19 protein-coding genes and 1 pseudogene are annotated in these 23,703 nt (G+C 61.7%); 8 read left to right on the top strand and 12 right to left on the bottom strand.

Annotation, left to right across the window (positions count from 1 at the left end; all coding sequences use genetic code 11):
* The first annotated feature begins 69 nt into the window (after positions 1-69).
* Positions 70-3,141: a type ISP restriction/modification enzyme gene (locus ABCW43_RS05450; protein WP_345922445.1), complete on the top strand. Its 3,072-nt coding sequence runs from the start codon at positions 70-72 to the stop codon at positions 3,139-3,141.
* Here ABCW43_RS05450 and ABCW43_RS05445 read toward each other — a convergent pair.
* Positions 3,138-4,022: a LysR family transcriptional regulator gene (locus ABCW43_RS05445; protein WP_345922444.1), complete on the bottom strand. Its 885-nt coding sequence runs from the start codon at positions 4,020-4,022 to the stop codon at positions 3,138-3,140. The two genes, ABCW43_RS05450 and ABCW43_RS05445, sit on opposite strands and share 4 nt — an antisense overlap.
* Positions 4,023-4,126: 104 nt before the next feature.
* Here ABCW43_RS05445 and blaOXA point away from each other — a divergent pair, with 104 nt between their 5' ends.
* A complete protein-coding gene (gene blaOXA / locus ABCW43_RS05440; RefSeq protein ID WP_345922443.1) occupies positions 4,127-4,951 on the top strand; it encodes a class D beta-lactamase in 825 nt (274 codons plus the stop codon).
* A 314-nt stretch (positions 4,952-5,265) separates the two neighbouring features.
* Here the strand turns inward: blaOXA and ABCW43_RS05435 are convergent, their stop codons facing one another.
* From ABCW43_RS05435 to ABCW43_RS05415, 5 genes are all read right to left on the bottom strand, one after another.
* Positions 5,266-8,397, bottom strand: a complete 3,132-nt coding sequence (locus ABCW43_RS05435) for an efflux RND transporter permease subunit (protein ID WP_345922442.1) — start codon at positions 8,395-8,397, stop codon at positions 5,266-5,268.
* Complete coding sequence (locus tag ABCW43_RS05430) at positions 8,394-9,632, bottom strand: efflux RND transporter periplasmic adaptor subunit (protein WP_345922441.1); 1,239 nt, start codon at positions 9,630-9,632, stop codon at positions 8,394-8,396. The genes ABCW43_RS05435 and ABCW43_RS05430 overlap by 4 nt, the downstream gene beginning before the upstream one ends.
* 200 nt (positions 9,633-9,832) lie before the next feature.
* Positions 9,833-10,036 carry a hypothetical protein gene (locus tag ABCW43_RS05425; RefSeq protein WP_345922440.1) on the bottom strand — a complete coding sequence of 68 codons (204 nt, stop codon included), beginning with the start codon at positions 10,034-10,036 and terminating at the stop codon, positions 9,833-9,835.
* A 100-nt stretch (positions 10,037-10,136) separates the two neighbouring features.
* Positions 10,137-10,505 carry a hypothetical protein gene (locus ABCW43_RS05420; protein ID WP_345922439.1) on the bottom strand — a complete coding sequence of 123 codons (369 nt, stop codon included), beginning with the start codon at positions 10,503-10,505 and terminating at the stop codon, positions 10,137-10,139.
* A gap of 128 nt (positions 10,506-10,633) precedes the next feature.
* Positions 10,634-11,422, bottom strand: coding sequence for an SDR family oxidoreductase (locus ABCW43_RS05415; RefSeq protein WP_345922438.1), 789 nt, complete (start codon positions 11,420-11,422; stop codon positions 10,634-10,636).
* Positions 11,423-11,681: 259 nt separating this feature from the next.
* Here ABCW43_RS05415 and ABCW43_RS05410 point away from each other — a divergent pair, with 259 nt between their 5' ends.
* Complete coding sequence (locus ABCW43_RS05410) at positions 11,682-13,343, top strand: electron transfer flavoprotein-ubiquinone oxidoreductase (protein ID WP_345922437.1); 1,662 nt, start codon at positions 11,682-11,684, stop codon at positions 13,341-13,343.
* A 6-nt stretch (positions 13,344-13,349) separates the two neighbouring features.
* On the opposite strand, the gene ABCW43_RS05405 is transcribed toward ABCW43_RS05410, so the two are convergent.
* Positions 13,350-13,715: a type II toxin-antitoxin system VapC family toxin gene (locus ABCW43_RS05405; RefSeq protein WP_345922436.1), complete on the bottom strand. Its 366-nt coding sequence runs from the start codon at positions 13,713-13,715 to the stop codon at positions 13,350-13,352.
* A pseudogene (locus ABCW43_RS05400) lies at positions 13,712-13,944 on the bottom strand (type II toxin-antitoxin system VapB family antitoxin). The gene ABCW43_RS05405 and the pseudogene ABCW43_RS05400 overlap by 4 nt, the downstream one beginning before the upstream one ends.
* 180 nt (positions 13,945-14,124) lie before the next feature.
* Between ABCW43_RS05400 and ABCW43_RS05395 the strand changes: the two are divergent.
* Positions 14,125-14,736 carry a L,D-transpeptidase gene (locus tag ABCW43_RS05395; RefSeq protein WP_345922435.1) on the top strand — a complete coding sequence of 204 codons (612 nt, stop codon included), beginning with the start codon at positions 14,125-14,127 and terminating at the stop codon, positions 14,734-14,736.
* 78 nt (positions 14,737-14,814) lie between these two features.
* Here ABCW43_RS05395 and ABCW43_RS05390 read toward each other — a convergent pair whose 3' ends face one another.
* On the bottom strand, positions 14,815-15,831 hold the full coding sequence (locus ABCW43_RS05390) for a zinc-binding alcohol dehydrogenase family protein (protein ID WP_345922434.1): 1,017 nt from the start codon (positions 15,829-15,831) through the stop codon (positions 14,815-14,817).
* A 123-nt stretch (positions 15,832-15,954) separates the two neighbouring features.
* On the opposite strand from ABCW43_RS05390, the gene ABCW43_RS05385 reads away from it, so the two are divergent.
* Positions 15,955-16,350 carry a winged helix-turn-helix transcriptional regulator gene (locus tag ABCW43_RS05385; protein ID WP_345922433.1) on the top strand — a complete coding sequence of 132 codons (396 nt, stop codon included), beginning with the start codon at positions 15,955-15,957 and terminating at the stop codon, positions 16,348-16,350.
* A 192-nt stretch (positions 16,351-16,542) separates the two neighbouring features.
* On the opposite strand, the gene ABCW43_RS05380 is transcribed toward ABCW43_RS05385, so the two are convergent.
* Positions 16,543-17,784 (bottom strand): MFS transporter, encoded by a 1,242-nt coding sequence (locus tag ABCW43_RS05380; RefSeq protein WP_345922432.1) that lies wholly within the window; start codon positions 17,782-17,784, stop codon positions 16,543-16,545.
* A 271-nt stretch (positions 17,785-18,055) separates the two neighbouring features.
* Here ABCW43_RS05380 and ABCW43_RS05375 point away from each other — a divergent pair, with 271 nt between their 5' ends.
* Entirely contained in the window at positions 18,056-18,994 is a 939-nt protein-coding gene (locus ABCW43_RS05375; protein WP_345922431.1) for a diacylglycerol/lipid kinase family protein, read from the top strand.
* Positions 18,995-19,037: 43 nt separating this feature from the next.
* Here the strand turns inward: ABCW43_RS05375 and ABCW43_RS05370 are convergent, their stop codons facing one another.
* On the bottom strand, positions 19,038-19,781 hold the full coding sequence (locus ABCW43_RS05370) for a GGDEF domain-containing protein (RefSeq protein WP_345922430.1): 744 nt from the start codon (positions 19,779-19,781) through the stop codon (positions 19,038-19,040).
* A gap of 314 nt (positions 19,782-20,095) precedes the next feature.
* On the opposite strand from ABCW43_RS05370, the gene ABCW43_RS05365 reads away from it, so the two are divergent.
* On the top strand, positions 20,096-20,824 hold the full coding sequence (locus tag ABCW43_RS05365; protein ID WP_345922429.1) for a hypothetical protein: 729 nt from the start codon (positions 20,096-20,098) through the stop codon (positions 20,822-20,824).
* Here ABCW43_RS05365 and ABCW43_RS05360 read toward each other — a convergent pair.
* Complete coding sequence (locus ABCW43_RS05360; RefSeq protein ID WP_345922428.1) at positions 20,821-22,155, bottom strand: glutamine synthetase family protein; 1,335 nt, start codon at positions 22,153-22,155, stop codon at positions 20,821-20,823. The two genes, ABCW43_RS05365 and ABCW43_RS05360, sit on opposite strands and share 4 nt — an antisense overlap.
* Positions 22,156-22,239: 84 nt before the next feature.
* Here ABCW43_RS05360 and ABCW43_RS05355 point away from each other — a divergent pair, with 84 nt between their 5' ends.
* Positions 22,240-23,607 carry an aspartate aminotransferase family protein gene (locus ABCW43_RS05355; protein WP_345922427.1) on the top strand — a complete coding sequence of 456 codons (1,368 nt, stop codon included), beginning with the start codon at positions 22,240-22,242 and terminating at the stop codon, positions 23,605-23,607.
* The last annotated feature ends 96 nt before the right edge of the window (positions 23,608-23,703 follow it).

Here is a 23,703-nt window from a genome sequence, read left to right as displayed (position 1 = left end):
GAGGCGGGCAAGATTTCGCGCTTCCGCTTGGAGCCGGCGCGTTCTAATGTCCCGGCTTCAGGGGGATTCATGAGTCAGCAGCTTATCAATCAATATCTTGCCGAGATCGATCGGCTGCGGAAGTTTTCCGGCCTTTCCAACGAACAGATCATCCGCCCGGCCTTCCGCCGCCTGCTGGACTCCTGGGCGTCGTCCGACAAGCTCGTCTTCCTGGAGGAATATCCGGTCCAGACTACTCTGAAGACGACCGTCTATCCGGACGGCACCGTCCTTCACGATATTCGCGTCCCCCTCGGCTACTGGGAGGCCAAGGACACCAAGGACGATCTCGACGAGGAGATCCGCAAGAAGCTCGCCAAGGGCTATCCGCAGGACAATATCGTCTTTGAGAATTCCGAAACGGCGGTGCTGATCCAGAACCGCCAGGAAGTCACCCGCGCCTCGATGACGGATACGGCGAGCCTGTCGCGACTGGTCTCGCTGTTCTTTTCCTACGAGCGGCCGGAAATTGCCGAGTTCCGCAAGGCCGTTGCGCGTTTCAAGGCCGACCTGCCGACGGTTCTCGATGCGCTGCGCGCACGGATCGACACCGCCTATGGCGACAATGCCGCCTTCCGGGCCGAGGCGGCCCGTTTCCTGAAAACCTGCCAGGAAACGATCAATCCGACGCTCGGCGAGGCGGATGTCCGGGAAATGCTGATCCAGCACATCCTGACCGAGGAAATCTTCACCCATATCTTCAACGAGGGCGATTTCCACCACGAGAACAACATCGCCAAGGAACTCTATGCGCTCGAAGGGAAATTCTTCACCGGCGCGGTGAAGCGCGACACGCTGAAGGGGCTGGAGCCCTATTATGCGGCGATCCGGGCGAATGCGGCGCAGATCAACAGCCATTCGGAAAAGCAGACCTTCCTGAAGCTGATCTACGAGAATTTCTACAAGGTCTACGATCCGAAGAAGGCCGACCGCCTCGGCGTCGTCTACACGCCGAACGAGATCGTCAAGTTCATGATCGAGGGGGCCGACTGGCTCTGCGAAAAACATTTCGGCAAGAACCTGATCGACGAACATGTCGAGATCCTCGATCCGGCGACAGGCACCGGCACGTTCATCTGCGAACTTCTCGAAAGCTTTCGCGGCGACCCGAAGAAGCTCGCCCACAAATACAAGAACGAACTGCATGCCAACGAAGTGGCGATCCTGCCCTATTACGTCGCCAACCTGAATATCGAGGCGACCTATGCGGCGATTACCGGCCAGTTTGCCGAATATCCGAACCTCTGCTTCGTCGACACGCTGGACAATGTCGGCGGGCTGGGCATCCGCTCCGGCCACCAGCACGAACTTTTCGGCGCCATGTCGGAGGAGAACGTCGCCCGCGTGAAGCGACAGAACGCCCGCAAGATTTCGGTGATCATCGGCAACCCGCCTTATAATGCAAACCAGGCAAACGAGAACGACAACAACAAGAACCGCGACTACAAGCGGGTCGATGAGCTGATCAAGTCGAGCTATATCCGGCTTTCGACGGCGCAGAAGACCAAGGTCTACGACATGTACGCCCGCTTCTTCCGGTGGGCATCCGATCGCATGCACGATGACGGGGTGCTGGCCTTCATCACCAACCGAAGCTTCATCGAAAGCCGAACCTTCGACGGTTTCCGCAAGGCGGTGGAACAGGAATTCAACGAGATCTATGTCGTCGATCTCGGCGGCGACGTGCGCGCCAATCCCAAGCTCTCGGGTACCAGGCACAATGTCTTCGGCATCCAGACCGGCGTCGCCATCTCCTTCATGGTGAAGCGCCGCAGGCAGAAGGGCTGCAAGATCTTCTACGCCCGGCGGCCGGAATTCGACACGGCGGCGGACAAGCTGGCGTTTCTGGGATCGTCGAAGCTATCGGGAATCGGGTTTGAGCGGATTGCGCCGGATAAGCAGGCGAACTGGGTGAATCTGTCGGAAAACCAGTGGGACGAGTTAATCCCGGTCGCCGACAAGAAGACAAAGGCGGCGAAGTCGAGCGGGCAGGAGAGGGCGGTTTTCAAACTCACTTCCCAAAGTATGAAAACGAATAGAGACGATTGGGTATACGATTTTTCCCAACAGTTTCTGACGACAAAGGTCGTCTACTTCTTGGAGCAGTTTTCGCGCGCGCGCCAAAAAATTCTCGAACGGAAAAGCGTACGGGACGAAGATCTGGGTACAGAAATTAAGTGGACAAGGAAAATCAAGCGCCTTCTTAGGGCCGCGGTCGATGTCAAGTTCTCCAAGATCGATATAGCATATGTAGAGTTCAGGCCGTTTGTTCGTGTGTTTGGATATCGAAATTCTCACCTCAATGAGGATCAATATCAGACATCGCAAATATTCGATGCGGCGTCGGAGGCGGCATATATTGCCATCAATCGAAACGGGCTTCCATACAACATCCTCGCTGGCAAAAAAATACCAGACTATCACTATACCGGCGACTCTGAGCTCCTCCCCCTCTACCGCTACACCTCCACCGGCGAGCGCGTCGACAACATCACCGACTGGGGCCTGAAACAGTTCCGCGAGCACTACGGCAAGGGCGAAAAGATCGGCAAGCAAGACATCTTCCACTATGTCTACGCCGTCCTGCACGATCCCGTCTATCGCGAAAAATACGCGCTCAACCTGAAGCGCGAATTCCCGCGCATTCCCTTCTATCCCGATTTTTGGACCTGGGCCGGCTGGGGCAAGCGGCTGATGGAACTGCATATCGGCTACGAGACCGTCGAGCCCTGGCCGCTGCAACGCCTCGATACCGCCGACGAAAAGGCCCGCGCGGCCGGCGTCTCGCCGAAAACCGTCCTCAAGGCCGACAAGGATGCCGGCATCATCCGGCTCGACGGGGAAACGACGCTCTCGGGCATTCCGCCCGAGGTCTGGACCTACCGGCTCGGCAATCGCTCCGGGCTCGAATGGATCCTCGATCAGTACAAGGAAAAGACCCCGAAGGACCCGACGATCCGCGAAAAATTCAACACCTATCGTTTTGCCGACTACAAGGAAAAGGTCGTCGACCTGCTGATGCGCGTCACCCGCGTCTCGGTCGAGACCGTGGCGATCACCGAGGCGATGAAATCCGCGCGGCGGGCGGCGGAGGCGGCCTAGATTTTTGCCCGAGTCTCCGCCGCCTGCTGCGTCAGCCAGTTCCTGAACATTTCCATGGCCGGCGTCACGGTGCGGGATTTGAGCCGGGTCAGCCAGTAGCTGCCCTTGGAAATGGTGATCGGGAAGGGCTGTTCGATCATGCCGGAGGCAAGCTGGCGGGAGAACATCAGGGGAGGGGCGAGCGCCACGCCGGCCCCTTGCATCGCTGCCTCGACCATCAGCACGGAGCTGTCGAACACCAGGCCGCGGATTTGCGGCGGGGCGACATGGGCGGCCTCGAACCAGCTTGGCCATTCGTCGGCGCGATAGGAGCGCAGCAGCACCTGGTGCGCGACGTCCTCCGGAGTTCTGAGCTGCCTTGCGACCGGCGGCACGCAGAGGACGGACAGCGGTGTCTCGAACAACGCTTCCGCCTCGATATCGTGCCAGGCGCCGTTGCCGAACTTGATCGTGTAGTCGAGCCCTTCGGCGGCAATATCGACGCGGTTGTTGTTGGTTGAGAGCCGCAGGTCGATGAACGGATATTTTTCCCGGAAATCGACAAGCCGCGGCAGCAGCCAGCCGACCGCCAGCGTGCCGACCGCGCCGAGCTTCACCACCTCGCGCACATGCCCGCCCTCGAACCGCTCCAGCATGTCCGCCATCCGGTCGAAACTCTCCTGTAGCGCCGGCAGCAGAGCCAATCCTTCCTCGGTGATCATCAGTCCGCGCGGCAGGCGCCGGAACAGGGCCACGCCGAGCCGCTGTTCGAGCAGTTTCACCTGATGGCTGATGGCCGCCTGGGTGACGTTGAGCTCGATCGCCGCCCGGGTGAAGGAGAGGTGGCGCGCGGCCGCCTCGAAGGCGCGCAGCGCGTTCAGCGGCAAATATGGTCGAACCATGGCCATGCCCTAGTTTGATTCATGTCTGCCCGCAGATATCATCGTTTGATCAGGGCTCGCAAGCCGACCTAAAAAGGCCGCGTCACCCCATTTGGAGCACCGCCATGGCTTTCAGAAATTCTTTTCTTCTCGCCTTTTCTCTCGGAATTACCGCGACTTTTCTCGATTGCACCTTCGCTGGTGCCGCCGATCCGATCCGCTGCACCGTCATCATCGACGAGGACAGCGGCGATGCGCTCTACCGCCAGGGCACCTGCGACCAGGGTTTTTATCCGCAATCCACCTTCAAACTGCCTTTGGCCATGATGGGCTACGATGCCGGCATCCTCGCCGATGCCCAGAACCCGCGCTGGAAGTACCAGGCGAAGTTCGGTGGCCCGGAGCGAGTGAAGAAGGATGTCGATCCGCTGATCTGGGAGAAGGAATCGATCGTCTGGTATTCGCAGGAAATCGCCCGCAAGCTCGGCAAGCCCAAGTTCGCGGACTACATCCAGCGCTTCGGCTACGGCAACCGCGATATCTCCGGCGGCCCGGGCAATACCGACGGCCTGACTGAATCCTGGCTGATGTCGTCGCTGAAGATTTCGGCCGACCAGCAGGTCCAGTTCCTGCGCCGTTTCCTGAACGGCGGCCTGCCGGTCTCCGAACATGCGGTCGATATGACGCTGGCGATCGTGCCGCATTTCCAGGCCGGCGACGGCTGGGACATCCAGGGCAAGACCGGTTCCGGCTGGCTGCGCGACAAGGCTGGCAAGGTGGATTACGACCGCCCGCTCGGCTGGTTCGTCGGCTGGGCGATGAAGGACGAGCGGCGCGTCATCTTCGCAAAGCTGCTGGTCGATACCAAGCGGTATCCGAAAGAGCCGATCAGCTTCGTGGTACGGGATTCTCTGATCAAGGATTTTCCGAAACTGGCCGAAGGGTTCTGAATTTCCGGCCGCCTGCCTGAAGCTGAAAGCGGCCGGGCGACCCCCAAGCCCGACCGCCCAGCGCGTACGCAACACTGCGCTGCGCCACTTATAAGAAGCTTTAGCAGCGGCTAATGCAAACGGAGTCGTCTGTTCAGGTTATTGGTTAAGGTTACCTTGCAGGGCGCTGCATCATTCTCGGACGGCTGTTCCATTTTTCACTGTGTTTTCCTGTAGATGATGATCAGAACGCACCATTCCGAGACGATCAATCCGATCTATCTGGCAGGCGGGATTTCTCCCGCCGCCGCAGATCGAGCGCCAAGGCGAGGGGCTCATTCCGCCGCAATCGCGGTCGGGATATCGTCATCGTCGTTTGCCTCGTGCAAGTCCTCCGCCTTGCGGCGGCCGAGCCGGCCGAGGAAGCGGCCGAACCGGTCCATTTCCACGAAGATGACGGGCGTGATGAACAGCGTCAGCGCCTGGGAAACGATCAGCCCGCCGACCACCGCGACACCGAGCGGCTGGCGAAGCTCGGATGAGGCGCCGGTGCCGAGCGCGATCGGCAGGGCGCCGAGCAGGGCACAGAAGGTCGTCATCATGATCGGCCGGAAACGCCGCACGCAGGCCTCGTGGATCGCTGCCGCCGCCGTCTCTCCCTTGGTGCGCATCGTCTCCACCGCCACGTCGATCATCATGATCGCATTCTTCTTGACGATGCCGATCAGCATCAAGAGCCCGATCAGCGCGATGATCGACAGGTCGAAGCCGAACAGTTTCAGCGCCAGCAGCGCCCCGAAGGCCGCCGCCGGCAGGCCCGACAGGATGGTCAGCGGGTGGATGAAACTCTCGTAGAGCACACCGAGCACCACATAGATGGTCAGCACCGCGGCGAGGATCAGCAGCGGCGTATTGCCCTGGCTCTGCTGAAAGATCTGCGCCGTGCCGCCGTATGAGGTGAACACGTCGTTCGGCATCTGCAGGTTCGCCTTGATCTGGTCGATGGCCGCCGTCGCATCCGAGAGCGACACCCCGGCCGGCAGGTTGAACGACACCGTCGTCGAAACCAGCTGACCGGTCTGGTTGATGGTGACCGGCGCCGTCTGGCGCACGATCGTCGCGAAGTTCGAGAGCGGCACCAGCGAGCCATTCGACGACATCACCCTGACGCCTTGCAGCATCTGGTCGTTCCATTGCTGCGTATTGTCGAACTCGGTGATCACATCGTAGCTGTCGCCGGTCGACTGGATTTCCGCCGCCGTATACCCGCCGAAGGCCATCTGCAGCGTCTTGCGCAGCTCGTCGTCGGTGATCCCGAACGAGGCGGCTTTTTCCGGATCGACCTTGATATTGGCTTCGATCGCGTCGTTCTGGGCGTCCGAGGTGACGTCGGTGAAATGCGCCCGGTCGGCCCGCATCGCGGTCTGGATCTTGTCCGACCACTCGCTGGTCTGCGAGGCGTTCAGTGCCTGCACCACGAGCTGGTACTGGCTGGCCGTGGCGCGGCCGCCGAAGCGCAGGCTCTGCTGCGGGGTGATGAAGGTCTTCATGCCCGCGAACTTGGAGGTCGCCTGCCGCAGTTCCCGCAGCGTCTGGTCGAGCGGCGGGCGCTCACCGCGATCCTTCAGTTCCACCCAGATCGTGCCGTTGTTGAGCGAGCTGCGGCCATTGCTGCCGACGATCGAGGTGACGTGCTTGACCGCGGGATTCTTCTGCACGGCAGCGGCCACCTGGGCCTGCAGGTCGCGCATCGCCGGATAGGAAATGTCCTCGCGGGCACGGGTGGAGATCGTCAGGCGGCCGATATCCTCCTGCGGGAAGAAGCTCGACGGCAGCGTCCGGAACAGATAGGCCGAGGCACCGACCGAGGCGAGGAAGACGAGCAGGATGATTGCCCGGTTCCTGAGGCACCAGCCGACGGCCCGGTCATAACCCTTCAGCGTGCGGCTGAAGCCGGCGTCGAAGATGCGCACCATCAGGCCCGGGTGATGTTCGGCGCCGGAGAGACGCGAGCCGAGCATCGGCGTCACCGTCAGCGAGACGATAGCCGAAGCGACGATCGCGAGCGCCACCACCATGCCGAACTCGTTGAACAGCCGCCCGACCACCCCGCCCATCAACAGGATGGGGATGAACACGGCGATCAGCGATACCGACATCGAGATGATCGTCGAACTGACTTCGCCGGCCCCCTGTAGCGCCGCCTGCATCGGCGCCATGCCGTCCTCGACATGCCGCATGATGTTTTCCAGCATGACGATCGCATCATCCACCACCAGCCCGACCGCAAGCGTCAGCCCGAGCAGCGAGATGTTGTCGATGCTGTAGCCGAGCACATACATGGCGCCGAACGTGGTGATCAGCGACAGCGGCACGGCAAGTCCCGGAACGAGGGTGGCGGTGATCCGGCCGAGGAAAAGATAGATGACCAGCACGACAAGCCCGATCGTCAGCATCAGCGTGAACTGCACGTCCGAGATCGAGGAACGGATCGCCGTCGAGGAATCGTTCATGACCGCGATCGACACCGAGGCCGGCAGCTCGGCGGACAGTCCGGGCAGTTTTGCGCGCACCGAATCGACGACATCGACCGTATTGGCATCCGGTTGCCGCTGGATGGCGAGGATGATCGACTGGTTGCCGTCATACCAGCTGCCCGCATCGAGATTAGCGACGCTGTCCTGGACATTGGCGATATCGCCGAGATGCACCGGCGCGCCGTTCGGGCTGGCGATCACCAGCGAACGGAACTGGTCGGCATTGGTGCGCTGCGTATCGGCATTGATGGTCAGCCTCTGGCTGTTGTTTTCCAGCGAGCCAACCGGCGCCTGGCTGTTGGCGTTGGCGATCGCATTGGTGACGTTGTCGACGCCGAGATTGCGGGCCTGCAGCTTGTTGGGATCGACTTCGACCCTGACCGCATAGGTCTGGGCGCCGAAGATCGAGACTTCCGCGACGCCGGGCAGGGTCGAGAGCGAGGGAGACAACACGTCCTCGGCGATCTCGTCGATCTTGCTGCGCGGCATCGTATCGCTGCGGATCGACAGGAGCAGCACCGGCGCATCGGCCGGGTTGGTCTTGCGGTAGCTCGGCGGTGTCGTCATGTTGTCCGGCAGTTGCCGGCTCGCATGCGAGATCGCCGCCTGCACGTCGGCCGCCGCCGCGTCGATATCGCGGTTGAGGTCGAACTGCAGCACGATCGACGTGTTGCCGAGCGAGTTGGTGGCGCTGATCTCGCTGATGCCGGGGATGGTCTCGAACTGCTTGATCAGCGGAGTCGAGACCGCAGTCGCCATTGTCTGCGGCGAGGCGCCGGTCAGCTGCGCGGAAACGTTGATGGTCGGAAAGTCGACCTGCGGCAGGGCGGCGACCGGTAGGATCTGGTAACCGGCAAGGCCGGCGAGGACGGCGCCGATAGCAAGCAGCGTGGTGGCGACCGGGCGGCGGATGCAGAATTGCGGGATCATTGCGCTGCCCCCACTTCGACCGGCTGGCCATTGCCCTTGTCATTGCTCCTGGCGTCGGCCGTCTTCTGGCCGTTGCCGAACTGCTCGACGACGGTGGCGCCATCGACAAGCTGAACCTGGCCTTCGACCACCACATGCGCACCTTCGGTGAGCCCGCTGGCGATCGCCGTGTTCGGGCCATTGGAGCGCCCCATCGTGACCGGCGTCACATGCACTCGTTTGTCGTCGCCGACCGCATAGACGAACGGGCTGTCGACGCCGGGATTGACGGCTACCGTCGGCACCACGACGTCCTTGTCGTCGCTCTCGAAATGTACGGTGACATTCAGCGATTGCCCCGGCCAGAGCGTCCCGGATGGATTGTCGAACCGGGCCTTGGCAAGGATCGTGCCCGAAGCTGGATCGACACTGTTGTCGAAGAAACTCAAGCTTCCCTTGGCCGAGGTGCCGCCGCCTTGCGGCACGGCATCGACCGCAACCGCATTCGCCGGCGTCCCCTGCTTGAGCTGGCCGAGATAGGCCTCGGGAAGGTGGAATTTCACATAGATCGGATCGTATTTGGCGATCGTCACCACCGCCGAGCCGGCGCTGAGATAGGCGCCGGTGCTGATGCCGATATCGCCGAGCCGTCCGTCGAAGGGCGCGCGGATGTCGGTATGGTCCAGATCGACCTGATCGGATGCAATCGCCGCATTGTCGCTCTGCACGGTGGCGGCCGCGGTATCCTGCGCCGCCTTCGCCTGGTCAACGGCCTGCTGGGTGCCGGCATTGCCGTGCAGCAGGTCGTTGGCGCGAGAAAGAGCCGTCTGGGCCTGGGTCAGCGTCGCCTGGTCGCGAACGAGAAGTGCCTTGTCCTTGTCTAAAGCGGCTTTGGCAGTGCGGTCGTCGAGCTTGGCGATCAGGTCGCCGGTCTTGACGAAGGCGCCGTCGGTTGCCGCGATGCTGACGACGGCGCCCGGCTGCTGGGCGGCGATCGTCGTGTTCTCGTCCGCATCGGCCGCCCCGGAGGCGGTGACGTCCATCGGAAGCGGGGCCCGGGTGGCTGCGACCGTCTTGACCGCAGGCGGCGGTCCGCCCGCGCCGCGCCGCCGTTGCGCGCCCGGCTGCTGGCTGTCGCCGGTATCGGCGGATGCCTGCTGGATGAAGGATGAAAGGAAGGGAAGCCGATCGCGGAACTCCCAGCCCGCAACGCCGGCAACGACAAGAACGCCGGCAAAAATCCAGATCTTCTTCATGAGGTAACCGCTCGCCTATGGTTGTGCCAATGGTATCGCTCCATCGAACCGCCCATATTGCGGCGCAAAAAAGACAGGTTTTGCACGACCGGCTCACTAACCGGTGAAGGCGAATTAAATGTTTGTAATGAAGGGCTTAGATGAACAGGAGTTAATCTTTTTCACCTTTTGGCTGCGCAGTACAGGCGCCCCTACCGGAGCTAGCGGACAAACCGACGGGCGCCCCAGATGACGGCCATGCCGACGATCGCGAGGCCGGCGCCTCGGACGATCCAGGGCGTCTGGTTGATCATGAAACTGCTGGCAGGATAGGGGAAGGCGCCGCTGCCCTGGCCGATCCAGATCAGGCCGAGCACGACCATCAGGACGCCGATGATCGAAAGCGCAAGTCGAGTAAATTTCATGGGAGAATCTCCGAGGGCAGGGTCTGGAGATCATAGGCCTGGGCGGGGTCTCCCGCGAGACGCATTCGCGTGATGTCGGATTGTCCGGGAGCGTTTCCGGTCAGACGTCTTCGTAATAGGTTGCGATCAGCGAACGTGGCGCCGGTTCCTCGCCGTCGGCCAGGAAGAAACTGCCGGCGATGCGGCTCGAAGGCGACAGGCTGTCGAGGAGATTGCGGACCACGACGTCATCCACGGCCTCAAGGCTTCGCGCATGCATGATTCCCGGTCGGCCGGAAATCGCCGAAGTCTCGGCGGCGTGCCGGGTCGCAGCTTCCCAGGAACCTGCATAGGTCGCCACCTGTCCGGCCGCAAGTGTCGCCGAGATCGAGGCCGCCGAGGACACTGCGGAAGGCGCCGCGGCGTGAGGCACGGCGGAGGGTACACTGGGCGGGGTAGCCTCGGTCGCCCCCGAAACACTTTCGATCATGCCGGCGATCCTTTAATTTTGGGGGGCCGGCTTGCCTCGTAACCCAGGCGAATTGAGATACCGCCAACAGCGGCACCTCAATTCGATTTAATGTTTAACGACCTGGACTTAACCCTCTTGCCAAAACCTCAGATCGAGCGCGAAGCGCCACCGTCGACCCGGAGCATCGTGCCGGTGACATAGCTTGCCGGGACCGAGCAGAGAAACGCACCGGCTGCCGCGAATTCCTCGACCTTGCCAAGCCGGCCGGCCGGGATGGTCTTCAGCGAGGCGGAGCGGATTTCCTCTACCGACTTGCCGGTGCGCTTGGCATTGGCGCCGTCGAGTTCGTCGATACGGTCGGTATGGATGCGGCCGGGAAGCAGCATGTTGCAGGTAATGCCGAAACCCGCGACTTCCGTGGCCATCGTCTTGCTCCAGCCGACCAGCGCCGAGCGTAACGTGTTGGAAAGCGCCAGATTGGCGATCGGCTCGAAGACGCCGGAGGAGGCGACGGTCAGGATGCGGCCGAAACCCTGTTCCTTCATCTGCGGCAGGAAGGCGTTGGTGAGCGTGATGACGCGCAGCACCATCGACTGGAAGAAGATGTCGAGCTTGTCGGCGGTCATGTCTTCTGCCGTGCCCGGCGTCGGGCCGCCGGTATTGTTGACCAGGATGTCGATGCCGCCGAGCTTGTCCTTGACGGCGGTCTTCATCGCCTCGACGAAATTGTCGTCGGCGAGATCGCCCCACACCCAGTCGGCTTTGCCCTTGCCTTCGGCATTGATCGCCTTGCAGTTTTCCGCCAGCCGGTCGCCGGAGCGGCCGACGAGCAGAACATGTGCGCCTTCGCTCGCAAGCGCCTTGGCAATGCCGAGGCCGAGGCCGCGCGACGAGGCGAGCACGAGAGCGCGTTTGCCGGTGAGACCCAAATCCATGATGTTGTTCCTTCCCCAATTCCTGTCATCGGTTGTCGGATCTTTATAAGGAGCGGCAAAGGGCGGCGAAAGGCCGATCTTGCTTTCTTCGGTTCGGTGCCTATAACTGACGTGTACGTAAACGTAATATGAGAAAAGCGAAACGCCATTTGCGCGAATGACAAGGCGGAGGACGTTTTCCCGCCTCGACAAGCCGGGACGCTTTTGTCAAACAGGTTGCCTGAATAAAGCCGGAAGGGGCCGGCGAGCGGAGTTGGATATGAGCGAGCAAGAACTGCCAGAACGCGAGAGCATGGAATTCGACGTGGTGATCGTCGGCGCTGGTCCTGCGGGGCTTTCGGCGGCGATCCGCCTGAAACAGGTCAATCCGGACCTGACGGTCGTCGTGCTCGAAAAGGGTTCGGAAGTCGGCGCCCACATCCTGTCCGGCGCGGTGGTCGATCCTTCCGGCATCGACGCGCTGCTGCCCGGTTGGCGGGAAGAGGCAGGCCACCCGTTCAAGCAGCCGGTCACTGCCGATCACTTCCTGTTCCTGGGGCCTGCCGGCTCGATCCGGCTTCCGAACTTCATGATGCCGCCGCTGATGAACAATCACGGCAACTATATCGTATCGCTCGGAAACGTCTGTCGCTGGCTCGCCGAAAAGGCGGAAGCCTTGGGCGTCGAGATCTATCCGGGTTTTGCCGCCACCGAAGTTCTCTATGACGAGAAGGGCGCGGTCAAGGGCGTGGCGACCGGCGACATGGGCGTCGAGAAGGACGGCAAGCCCGGCCCGGCTTTCACGCGCGGCATGGAACTACACGGCAAATACGTGCTGATCGGCGAGGGCGTGCGCGGTTCGCTCGCCAAGCAGTTGATTGCCAAATTCGATCTCCAGAAAGATCGCGAGCCCCAGAAATACGGCATCGGCCTCAAGGAACTCTGGCAGGTGAAGCCGGAAAACCACCGCCCGGGCCTGGTGCAGCATTCTTTTGGCTGGCCGCTCGACATGAAGACCGGCGGTGGTTCCTTCCTTTATCACCTGGAAGACAATCTGGTCGCCGTCGGCTTCGTCGTGCACTTGAACTACAAGAACCCCTATCTCTACCCGTTCGAGGAGTTCCAGCGTTTCAAGACCCACCAGGCGATCCGAGGAACATTCGAGGGCGCCAAGCGCCTCTCCTACGGCGCCCGCGCCATCACCGAGGGCGGTTACCAGTCGGTGCCGAAACTGACCTTCCCGGGCGGCGCGCTGATCGGCTGTTCCGCCGGTCTCGTCAACGTGCCGCGCATCAAGGGCAGCCACAATGCGGTCCTGTCCGGCATTCTCGCCGCCGACAACATTGCAAGAGCGATCGGGAGCGGCCGCGCCAATGACGAGGTGGTCGAGATCGAAAACGAGTGGCGCTCGACCGCCATCGGCAAGGACCTGAAACGGGTGCGCAACGTCAAGCCGCTGTGGTCGAAACTCGGCACCGGCCTCGGCATCGCGCTCGGCGGTCTCGACATGTGGACCAACCAGTTGTTCGGCTTCTCCTTGTTCGGCACGCTGAAGCACGGCAAGACCGACGCGCAGAGCCTCGAACCGGCAGCCCGGCATAAAAAGATCGACTACCCGAAGCCGGATGGCGTGTTGACCTTCGACCGCCTGTCCTCGGTGTTTCTGTCCAACACCAACCACGAGGAGGACCAGCCGGTCCATCTGCAGGTGAAGGACATGGACCTGCAGAAGCGCTCTGAACTCGAAATCTATGGCGGTCCCTCGACGCGCTATTGTCCGGCCGGCGTCTACGAATGGGTCGAGAAGGATGGCGAACAGGTCTACGTCATCAACGCCCAGAACTGCGTCCACTGCAAGACCTGCGACATCAAGGATCCCAACCAGAACATCAACTGGGTCCCCCCGCAGGGCGGCGAAGGGCCGGTCTATCCGAATATGTGAGGCTGTTTAAGGCTCGTATCCGATGTCGAGCGCTGTCGCGATCCGTGCGAGGCGCTTGTCGCGGGTTAACAGTCGTGCACCTTCCTGCAACTTGGTTGAAGCCAATAGATGTGCGTCGACATAGCCGATGCCGCTTCCCATGAGCGAGTGCTGTCTAATGAGCAAGGGAACCTCAGGGTCGCTTGCCACTACGGCTTGAGGCAATTCTGAGAGGGACTGCAGAACAAGATCGTAGCGTGGCATCGGGCCGAGAGCCACTTCTCCGATGACGAAGGGATGCACGAGAATCTGCTTTCGTTTCAGAAGAAATTCAACAGCTTCCTCCCGCTTTCGACGATGATCATTCCAGATCGAAGTGTCGAGTAGGATCACTCCGATTTATCCCAATCTGATCCTCCCCATGTCCCGTCAAGGTTCCACCGCCGCTTGGCGGGGCCTCCAAATCGGGTGCGCTTCCCCCCAGCGCAATAAGGCGACGCGCAGCTTCTTCCTGAATCAGCCGCGTCAAGGCCTCCTTCAAAAGGAGGGATCACTCCTTGATGCCAGTGACTTCCTGAGCTCTGGCGAGCAATTTATCATCAATCGTTACCGTCGTGCGCATGGCCTATCTCCTGCTGCATCAAATGATGCGTATCTCAATGCGAGCGTCGTGCGTGGCATCTCTACATCAGCACCCTTCTGACGCGTTCGTGATGACTGCCGCAATCGCCCGTTTAGCACTTCATTAACCATAATATTCTTAAATTCGGCGTCATCTTCTCGACGCACCAAGGACACATTCATGTCGATTTCCCGTCGCGGCTTTCTTGGCGGTCTGCCGCTTCTGCTTGCCGGTTGCGCTTCCACCATCAACGAGCAGACGAATTACGCAGCACTGCCGAACGAACAGTTTCCGCTGAAGACCGTACCGGTCGAGAACATCAAGCCGGAGCTGCGCCGCACCGAAGTCGCCTATGTCACCCCGTATGCCGTCGGCACCGTCGTCGTCGATACGCCGGCCCGCCGCGCCTATTACATCCTGGGCAACGGCCGTGCGATCCGCTACGGCGTCGGCGTCGGCCGTGCGGGCCTGGCGCTTGCCGGCAATGCCTATGTCGGCCGCAAGGCGGAATGGCCGACCTGGACCCCGACCGCAAACATGCAGCGGCGCGAGGAGCGTTACCGGAAGCTCGCGGGCGGCATGCCCGGTGGCCCGAACAATCCGCTCGGCGCCCGCGCCATGTATCTCTATCGCGGCGGCGGCGACACGCATTTCCGCATCCACGGCACCAACCAGCCGGAATCGATCGGGCTTGCCATGTCGAGCGGCTGTATCCGCATGATGAACCATGACGTCATCGATCTCTACAGCCGCGTCAATGTCGGCGCCAAGGTCGTCGTCATTCAGGCCTGATCCACCGCCAGGCCGTTAAGAAAGCCCGCCGTTTCAGCCACGGCGGGCTTTCTTTGTTTCAGCTCGCGGCCACGGCGGTCAGAAGCCCGAGAGCACGAGCTTGCCCTTGGTGCGATTGGTCTCGATCATCGCATGCGCCGTCTTCAGGTTGGCGGCATTGATCGGCCCAAGCGTTTCGGCAAGCGTCGTCCGGATCTTGCCCGCATCGACCAGTTCGGCGACGTGGTTCAGCAGCTTGTGCTGCTCGATCATGTCGGCGGTCTGGAAGATGGCGCGGGCGAACATCATTTCCCAATGCACCGACAGGGCCTTGCCCTTGAAGGCGCGCAGGTCCATCGGCTCCTTCGGGTCGTCGATCAACGCCAGGCGGCCCTGCGGCGCGATCAGCTCCAGGATGTCCTTGAGATGCGTTTCCGTATGGGTCGTGGAGAACACGAAGGCGGGCGCGCCGATCGCCATCTGGGCGAGCTGCGGTGCCATCGGCTTCGAATGGTCGAGCACGTGATGGGCGCCGAGTTCCTTGATCCACGCTTGCGTCTCCGGCCGCGAGCCGGTGCCGATGACCGTTACGTCCGACAGTTCGCGCAGGAGCTGGATGGCGATCGAGCCGACCCCGCCGGCGCCGCCGATGACCAGCACCGCGTTCCAGGCGCCAGCCACCTTGTCCTGCACCTTCATGCGATGGAACAGCGCCTCATAGGCGGTGATCGCCGTCAGCGGCAGGGCGGCGGCTTCCTCGAAGCTCAAGGTTTTCGGCTTGAAGCCGACGATGCGCTCGTCAACCAGATGGAATTCCGCATTGGTGCCCGGCCGGTTGATCACGCCGGCATAATAGACCTCGTCGCCGGGCTTGAAGAGTTTGACGCCAGGGCCGACGGCCTTGACCACGCCCGAGGCATCGTAACCGAGGATCCGGTGCTGGCCGGGTTCGACGGCAGCCAAGCGGCGCACCTTGGTGTCGACCGGATTGACCGAGACCGCCTTAATCTCGACGAGCAGGTCGCGGCCCGCCGCCTCCGGCATGGGCAGCTCGATATCGATCAGCGAGGTTTCGGCGGTGATGGGCTGGGGCGTATTGAAGCCGATGGCACGCATGGAACGTCTCCTTGGTTTGTGTCCTGTTGTCCGGAAACTAGATGGCGCCTATGTTCGGCGAGCGCAAGAATGCACATTTTTGGCCTATAGTACCGAAAAGTATACCGTGAAAGGACGCCGACCATGTCGAAACCCCGTGCCAAGCTGACCGACAATTTCCCCGGATGCCCGGTCGAGACGACGCTGAGTTTCCTCGACGGAAAATGGAAGGGCGTGATCCTCTATCATCTGCTGGAAGACGGCACCCTGCGCTTCAACGAGCTGCGCCGCCGCATTCCGTCGGTCACCCAGCGCATGTTGACCAAGCAGCTCAGGGAGCTGGAAGAGGCGGGGCTGTTGACGCGCACCATATTCCCGGTCGTGCCGCCGCGTGTCGATTATGCGCTGACCCCGATTGGTCTGAGCCTCGAACCGGTCATCACGGCCCTCCGCATCTGGGGCAAGACTCATTTCGTCTGCGAGAATGGCAGAAGATACATGATGATGCCGGAGGAAAAGGCGGCGTCGAAGGCAGCTTAGCCGGTAAAGTGCGGCACATCCGTATGTTTGCCATAGGAAAGGCCAGCGCGTGCGGCCCCCTCATCCGGCCCTTCGGGCCACCTTCTCCCCGCTGGGAAGAAGAGGGAAGTCGCCGCGACGGTTCTATTCTCCTCTCCCCTCGGGGAGAGGTCCGCCGAGCAAAGCGGAGGCGGGTGAGGGGGCTGCAGGCTCTCAGGTCGCCGTAATCTTCCTATCAAGTGCCGCAGATACCGCAAACACCCCAAACCCCAGCAGCGACAGCACCGCCCCGACATAACCGGTCGCGGCAAAACCCCAGCCCCAGGCAATCACCAGACCGCCGAGCCAGGCGCCGAGCGCGTTGGCGATGTTGAAGGCAGAGTGGTTGGATGCGGCGGCGAGCGTCTGCGCGTCGGCGGCGACGTCCATCAGCCGCGTCTGTAAAGCGGGGCCAGCGGCGAACCCGCAGCCGATCAGGAATACGCAGAGGCAAAGCACCAGCGGATATTCGGCCCACAGCCCGAAAGCGCCCATGACGATGACGTTGAACACCATTACGCCGCCGATCGTGCCCTTCAGCGACAGGTCGGCCAGCCGCGAGCCGACGATATTGCCGACATTCATGCCGATGCCGAACAGCGTGAGCACGATCGCCACCATGCTGACCGACATGCCGGCCGTCACCGTCGTGGTCGAGGCGATATAACTGAACACCGAGAACATGCCGCCGAAGCCGACCGCGGCGATGCCGAGCGTCAGCCATACCTGGGCGCGGCCGAAGGCGCTGAGTTCGCGCCAGATGCTGGCGCCTTCATGCACCGCGTCGCGCGGCTGGAAATACCAGAGCAGCGCCACGGTGACGACGCCGATGCCGCCGACCAGGAAGAAGGCGGCCCGCCAATTGAGCATCTGGCCCATGAAGGTGGCGATCGGCGTGCCGACCAAGGTCGCGACGGTGAGGCCAAGCATCACCCGGCCGACGGCGCGGGCACGCTTGTTGGGCGGCACCATCGAGGCAGCCACGAGAGCCGCGACGCCGAAATAGGCGCCATGCGGCAGGCCGGTGATGAATCGCAGTGCGGTAAAGCTCCAGAAGTCCGGTGCCATGGCACTCGAAATATTGCCCAGCGCGAACACCGTCATCAGGATCAGCAGCAGCGACCGCCGCGTCATCCGGGCAGCGGCGACCGCGATGATCGGGGCACCGATGACGACGCCGAGCGCATAGGCGCTGATCACGTAGCCTGCCATCGGAATGCTGACTTGGTAGGTGGAGGCGACATCCGGCAAGAGGCCCATGATCGCGAATTCGCCGGTGCCGATGCCGAAGCCGCCGACCGCAAGTGCGATCTCGATCAGGATGATGGCGAGCCGCGAAAGAGCGGGAGCACTATCAAAGTCTTGAGCTTCCGAACGGTCCCGTGCGGATTGAAAATCGGCGGCAGTATCGGTCATAACATTGAATCTGCTGGAAAAAGATGCGGGTAGGATGTGAGAGACATCCACCCGCTCTGGAGGTGAGCGGGTCATCGAAATGACCGAACTTCAGGCTAACATGGCATTGTGCGTCGCGGTAGTATCCGCCATTTATTCAGACGTGCCCTCACGGGATTGTGAGTTTTTTCCTGCAGCGATTGCGCACTTGTTGATAAAGCTCCCGGTCGCAACCATTTGTCTGATGGGCCGTTGTCCCGCGCCAAATCCGCTCCTCTGCAAGCGAGATCCAATGAACCTGTTTGCCGTCTTCAACCGCGATGGCGGTACCTTCCGAACCACCGATATGGACGCCTATTGCGCTCGAGCAGCCGAGACGTTCAAGGCGGCCGGTCACGAGATCGAATGCCATGTGGTGTCCGGCAAGGACGTGGTTTCGACCATGGAAAAGGCGGCCTCGACGCCCGGCGTCGAAGGGCTGATCGCCGGTGGCGGGGACGGAACGATCTCTGCGGCCGCAGGCATCGCCTGGAAAAGCGGCCTGACGCTCGGCGTCGTGCCGGCCGGCACCATGAACCTCTTCGCCCGCTCGCTGAGACTGCCGCTCGATATCTGGCAGGTGCTGGATGCGCTGGCCGACGGTACGCCGGAAAACATCGACATCGCCAGCGCCAACGGCCATAGCTTCGTGCACCAGTTTTCTGCCGGCCTGCACGCCCGCATGGTGCGCTATCGCAATTCGATGACCTTCGCCTCACGGCTGGGCAAGATACGCGCGAGCACGCGGGCGGCGATCGGCGTCATGTTCAATCCGCCGGAATTCGAGGTGGAGTTCAACGCCGGCGGCAAGATCGGGCACCGCAAGGTCTCGGCGATTTCCGTCTCCAACAACGAATTCGGCCGCGATCCGCTGATGTTCGCCGACAGCCTGACCGGCGGCCATCTCGGCTTCTATGTCGCCGATCCACTGACGCCGGCGGGCGTGGCGCGGCTGACGTTCGATATCATGCGCGGCCGGCTGAAGGAAAACGCCGCCGTCACGGCGATGACGGTGACCGAACTGGAATTGCACTTCCCCCGCGAGCGCCACGATATCCGCTGCGTCATCGACGGGGAACTGCTGCCCATGGATCGCGACGTGCTCCTGAAGATCCATGCGGGCGAGCTGACCGTGCTGGTCAACCGGCCGCAGGAGCGTGTGACACAGGAACGGGACGGCAGCGGGATTTGAGCGAGTTCGGCGCGGTATCCGAACCGCTCGCTCTGCCGCCTCGTCAGATGGATGAAACGACCCGATTTCGCCCGAGCGATTTTGCTTCGTAAAGGTTTACATCGGCGGCTCTGAGGCATTCATGAGGGTCGAAGCCCGGAGCACAGTGGATAGCTCCGATGCTGGCCGACACCGGAACGCTCGATCGCAAGGCGGAGCGCACATCCAGTCCTTCGATGAGTTCACGGATGTCCTTGCACCACCTCAACATCTCGTCGACGGTCAGGCCACCCTGAAAGAGAGCGAACTCTTCGCCTCCGAGGCGGCCCGCTATATTGAGTTGCCCGTCATACGTGGCAAGTATCTTTCCAGTGCGGCGAAGGACCTCGTCACCGGTTGCATGACCGTGGCGATCGTTGATCGATTTGAAGTGGTCGAGATCCAGGAAAACAAGGGCTCCGGTTAGACCCTCCCTGCTGAAGGTCTGCAGTTCCTCCATGAAGGCGCTGCGGTTCAACAGCCCAGTCAGGCCGTCCCGGCGGGACTGCCAGTGAAGTTCCTCGTAGGCGGCGGCCAGTTTCGCGAGTGCGTCAGAGGCCACGGCTTCCGCACGTCGAATTCGTTCGGTCTGGCTGAAAAGCACGGCCGAGGCGGGAATGGAGATAGCAAGCGGGCAAACGATGGTCATCACCAGGCCGGCACCGGCGACTTCCCCGCCCAGCATCGGAACGAAGGTAAACGATAGAGCCAGAGATGCAAGCAGGGACAAAAGTCCGGCAAAGAGTGACTTGGCGATAACAATATGCATCGATTTTGCCGCAAGACTTCAAATATCAAGCTTCCTTAGCCCCCATGAATTTAAGATAGGTTGAAACATTCGCTTAAACATCGATCCTGTGCAGCCAATGGGCTGGTCAACCAACCGCGGGAACAGGACGGTAGCGGCATCCGGGCGAGTTCGGGCCTGCAGTACAACCTCTTGCATCCGCTCGTTCATATCTCGTTAAGTGGGGACTACTAGATTTCAACCACTGATAGAATTACTGGTTGGTCTGGCCATGAAGCGCCCGACAGATTGCGGCAATGCCCATCAAGGGTGGTGCGTCGCGGGCGAGGGCCGGCATGACTTCCATCTCCGCTGTTCAACCTGGGGCCTTGCTGATCCTTCAGCAGGTGAACGCCCAGCCTGCCGAAAATGAGGAAGACAAGACCGAGGAAAAGAAGGCCGATCTTGTCCAGGTGGCGAACGGCATTACCGGCGAGCCGGCCAAGGAGACGATGCGGGCGGCATTTGCAGTGAATGCGGCCTTCATCGACGTGGATGAGAAGAGCCAGCTGGTTTCCGATGCCATCGCGTTCATCGGCTCCGATAAGTTCAAGATCAGCGACCCGATTGCAAAACTGATGCTGAAAGGTCTGCTTTCCGAAAAGGGCTGGCAGTTCATGCAACTGGCGAACCAGCAGTATGAGGTGCATGGCGGCCTCACGCGTGAAAGCCTGTTCGCGCTTACCATTCCGCAGATGATCGCCAAGAACCGCGAGCTGTTCACGGATGACGAAATCGAGGTCGGCATCAAGTTCAAGGATGGAGGCGGCGTTGTTGTCTTCATCCCCGACAGCGAGGGCAACAGCACCTATCGCGATCTGATCAAGGCGATAGCGGAGGAGGAGACGGTGGCCCTTGTCACCGGCAACAAGGAAGGGCTGTTTCAGCTCTATGAGGAACTCGGCAGGTTCTCCGCGGCGATGACCAAGGCCTTCGACTACAAGGAGGACGAGGGATCGCCGATGCTGATCGATATCGACGATCTGGCGAGCGCTCCCTGGATACCGAAGCCGCCTAAATCCTAAATCCGCGGCAGGTAGGTCTGGTAGTCGAAATCCGAGACCGTGCGCAGGTAGGTGATCGCCTCCTTGCGCTTCGTATCGCCATAGAGCTTCTGATAGCGCGCGCCAAAAACGTCGGCGATGAAGGGCGAGGCGGAAAACTCCTCGACCGCCGTCAGGAAATCGTGCGTCAGCTTTTTCGTGCCGGCCGCCGGTTCCTTGCCGGGTTCGGTTGCAGGGCCCGGATCGAGCGTTTCGTCCAATCCTAAAAGCATGCCGCCGAGGATGGCGGTCAACAGCAGATACGGATTGACGTCGGCGCCGGCGACGCGGTGCTCGATGCGGGCGGCAGGCCCCTGGGCATCCGGAATGCGCACGGCAGTCCCCCGATGACCGTAGCCCCAGTCAATATCGACCGGCGCGAAGGAACCCGGCTGGAATCGGCGGTAGGAATTGGCAAACGGCGCGAAGATCAGTTGCGCATCCCGCATCGTCTTCAGCATGCCGGCACAGACGGATTTCAGTCGCACCGGATCGCCGCCCTTGGCATCCAGCACATTGTTGCCGTCGCGGTCGATGATGCTCGCATGCACATGCAGGCCGGAACCCGCATGGTCGGCATAGGGTTTTGCCATGCAGGTGGATTTCAACCCGTGTTTCTTCGCCGCCTGTTCGGCGATGCGCTTCAGGTAGATGCAGTCGTCGGCGGCCGCCAGCGCATCGGCGCGGTGCAGAAGGTTGATCTCGAATTGGCCGGGGCCGAATTCCGCGGTCGTCGCATCGGCCGGTAGGTCTTGCGCCTTCGCCCAGGCCCGCACCGTCTGGAGATAGTCGTCGAGCGCATCGACGGCGCTCATGTCGTAGAGCTGGAAGCCGTTCGGCTCACCGCGATACATGAGGCTCGCGGGCGGCCGCGGCCGGCCCGTCTCGCGCCAGTCATCCTGCACCACGTAGAATTCGAGTTCGGTCGCCACGACCGGTGTCAGGCCGCGTTCGTCGAAGCGCTTGAGAAGGGCTGCGAGGATGGCGCGGGGGTCCATGAAGCTCGGGCTGCCGTCCATCTCGTGCATGGTGGCCAGCACCTGCGTGGAGCCTTCCGGCGCCCAGGGCATCGGCGCGAAGCTGCGCTTGTCCGGAATGCACAGGCCGTCGGGATCGCCGATCGTCATGGAAAGCCCGGTAATCTCGTCATTGTCGTCGCCCCAGATATCCAGCGACTGGGTGGAGGAGGGGAGGCGCACCGTGCCGTCCCAGACCTTCTTTTCAGCCTCGAGCGGGATCTGTTTGCCGCGCAGGTCGCCGTTCATACCCACGAGCAGGATTTCGATGCGGGGCGGTGCAGAATCTGAAGCCATGAGGAATGTCTTTTGACGGGAGTTGCGGAACTCTGTTCGTAACCGATAAGAATTGACGGCACAATCTGAGGCAGAGAAACAGCCATGACCGATATGCCGCCGCTTTCCAATCTCGCCGCCATCGACGCCGCCCATCACCTGCACCCGTTTTCGGACATGAAGCAGTTGAACGCCAAGGGCGCGCGGGTCATCCAGCGCGCGGAAGGCGTTCATATCTTCGACTCGGCGGGCAAGAAATATCTCGATGCCTTTGCCGGCCTCTGGTGCGTCAATGTCGGTTACGGCCGCAAGTCGATCGCCGACGCCGCCTATGCCCAGATGCAGGAACTGCCCTATTACAACACCTTCTTCGGCACCACGACGGCGCCGGCGGCATTGCTCGCCCAGAAGATCGCCTCCCATACCGGCGAAAACCTGAAGCGCGTCTTCTTCACCAATTCCGGCTCGGAAGCGACCGACACCTGGTTCCGCATGGCGCGGGTCTACTGGAAGGCCTTGGGCAAGCCGGAAAAGACCTTGGTCATCGCCCGCAAGAACGCCTATCACGGCTCGACCGTCGCCGGCGCCTCGCTCGGCGGCATGAAGCTGATGCACGAACAGGGCAACCTGCCGATCGAAGGCATCCACCACATCAACCAGCCCTACTGGTATGCCGAGGGCGGTGACCTGACGCCAGCCGAATTCGGCCTGAAGGTCGCCCGCGAGCTGCAGGCGAAGATCGACGAACTCGGCGAGGACCGCGTCGCCGCCTTCGTCGCCGAGCCGATCCAGGGGGCGGGCGGGGTGATCATCCCGCCGGAGACCTACTGGCCGGAAATCGCCCGCATCTGCAAGGCACGCAATATCCTGCTCGTCGCCGACGAGGTGATCTGCGGGTTCGGCCGCCTGGGTACATGGTTCGGCCACCAATATTATGGCTTCGAGCCCGATCTGGCGCCGATCGCCAAGGGCCTGTCCTCCGGTTACCTGCCGATCGGCGGCGTGCTGGTCAGCGACCGCGTCGCCGACGTGATGGTCGAGGAGCTCGGCGATTTCTACCACGGCTTCACCTATTCCGGTCACCCGGTCGCGGCTGCCGCCGCACTCGAAAACATCCGCATCATCGAGGAGGAGGGGCTGGTCGAGCGCGTCCGCGACGATATCGGGCCGTATTTCGCCGCCGCCTGGAAAAGCCTCGAGGACCACGCCGTGGTTGGGCAGGCCGAAAGCATCGGCCTGATCGGCGGCCTGCAGCTTGCAGCGGATAAATCCACCCGCCGGCGTTATGCAAAACCCGATGATATCGGCACGCTGGTGCGCAATCACTGCGTCGAGAACGGCCTCATCCTGCGCGCCACCGGCGACCGTATGCTCGCCTCGCCGGCGCTGACCATCAGCCGTTCGGAAGTGGATGAGGTGATCGACAAGCTAAGAGGCGCGCTGGATCATCTGAAGGATAACGTAAGGGACTGAGTGACCACCACGAGCCAATCTCCTCCCTTGCGGGGGAGATGCCCCGGCAGGGGAAGAGGGGGATGGTTCAGCATATTCTTCGTTACTTGAACTCGC

It is taken from the genome of Neorhizobium tunisiense (genome assembly GCF_039631515.1).
Taxonomy (GTDB): Bacteria; Pseudomonadota; Alphaproteobacteria; order Rhizobiales; family Rhizobiaceae; genus Neorhizobium.
Note: the sequence above shows the minus strand (reverse complement) of the source record. Positions and strands in the feature narration are given on the sequence as shown.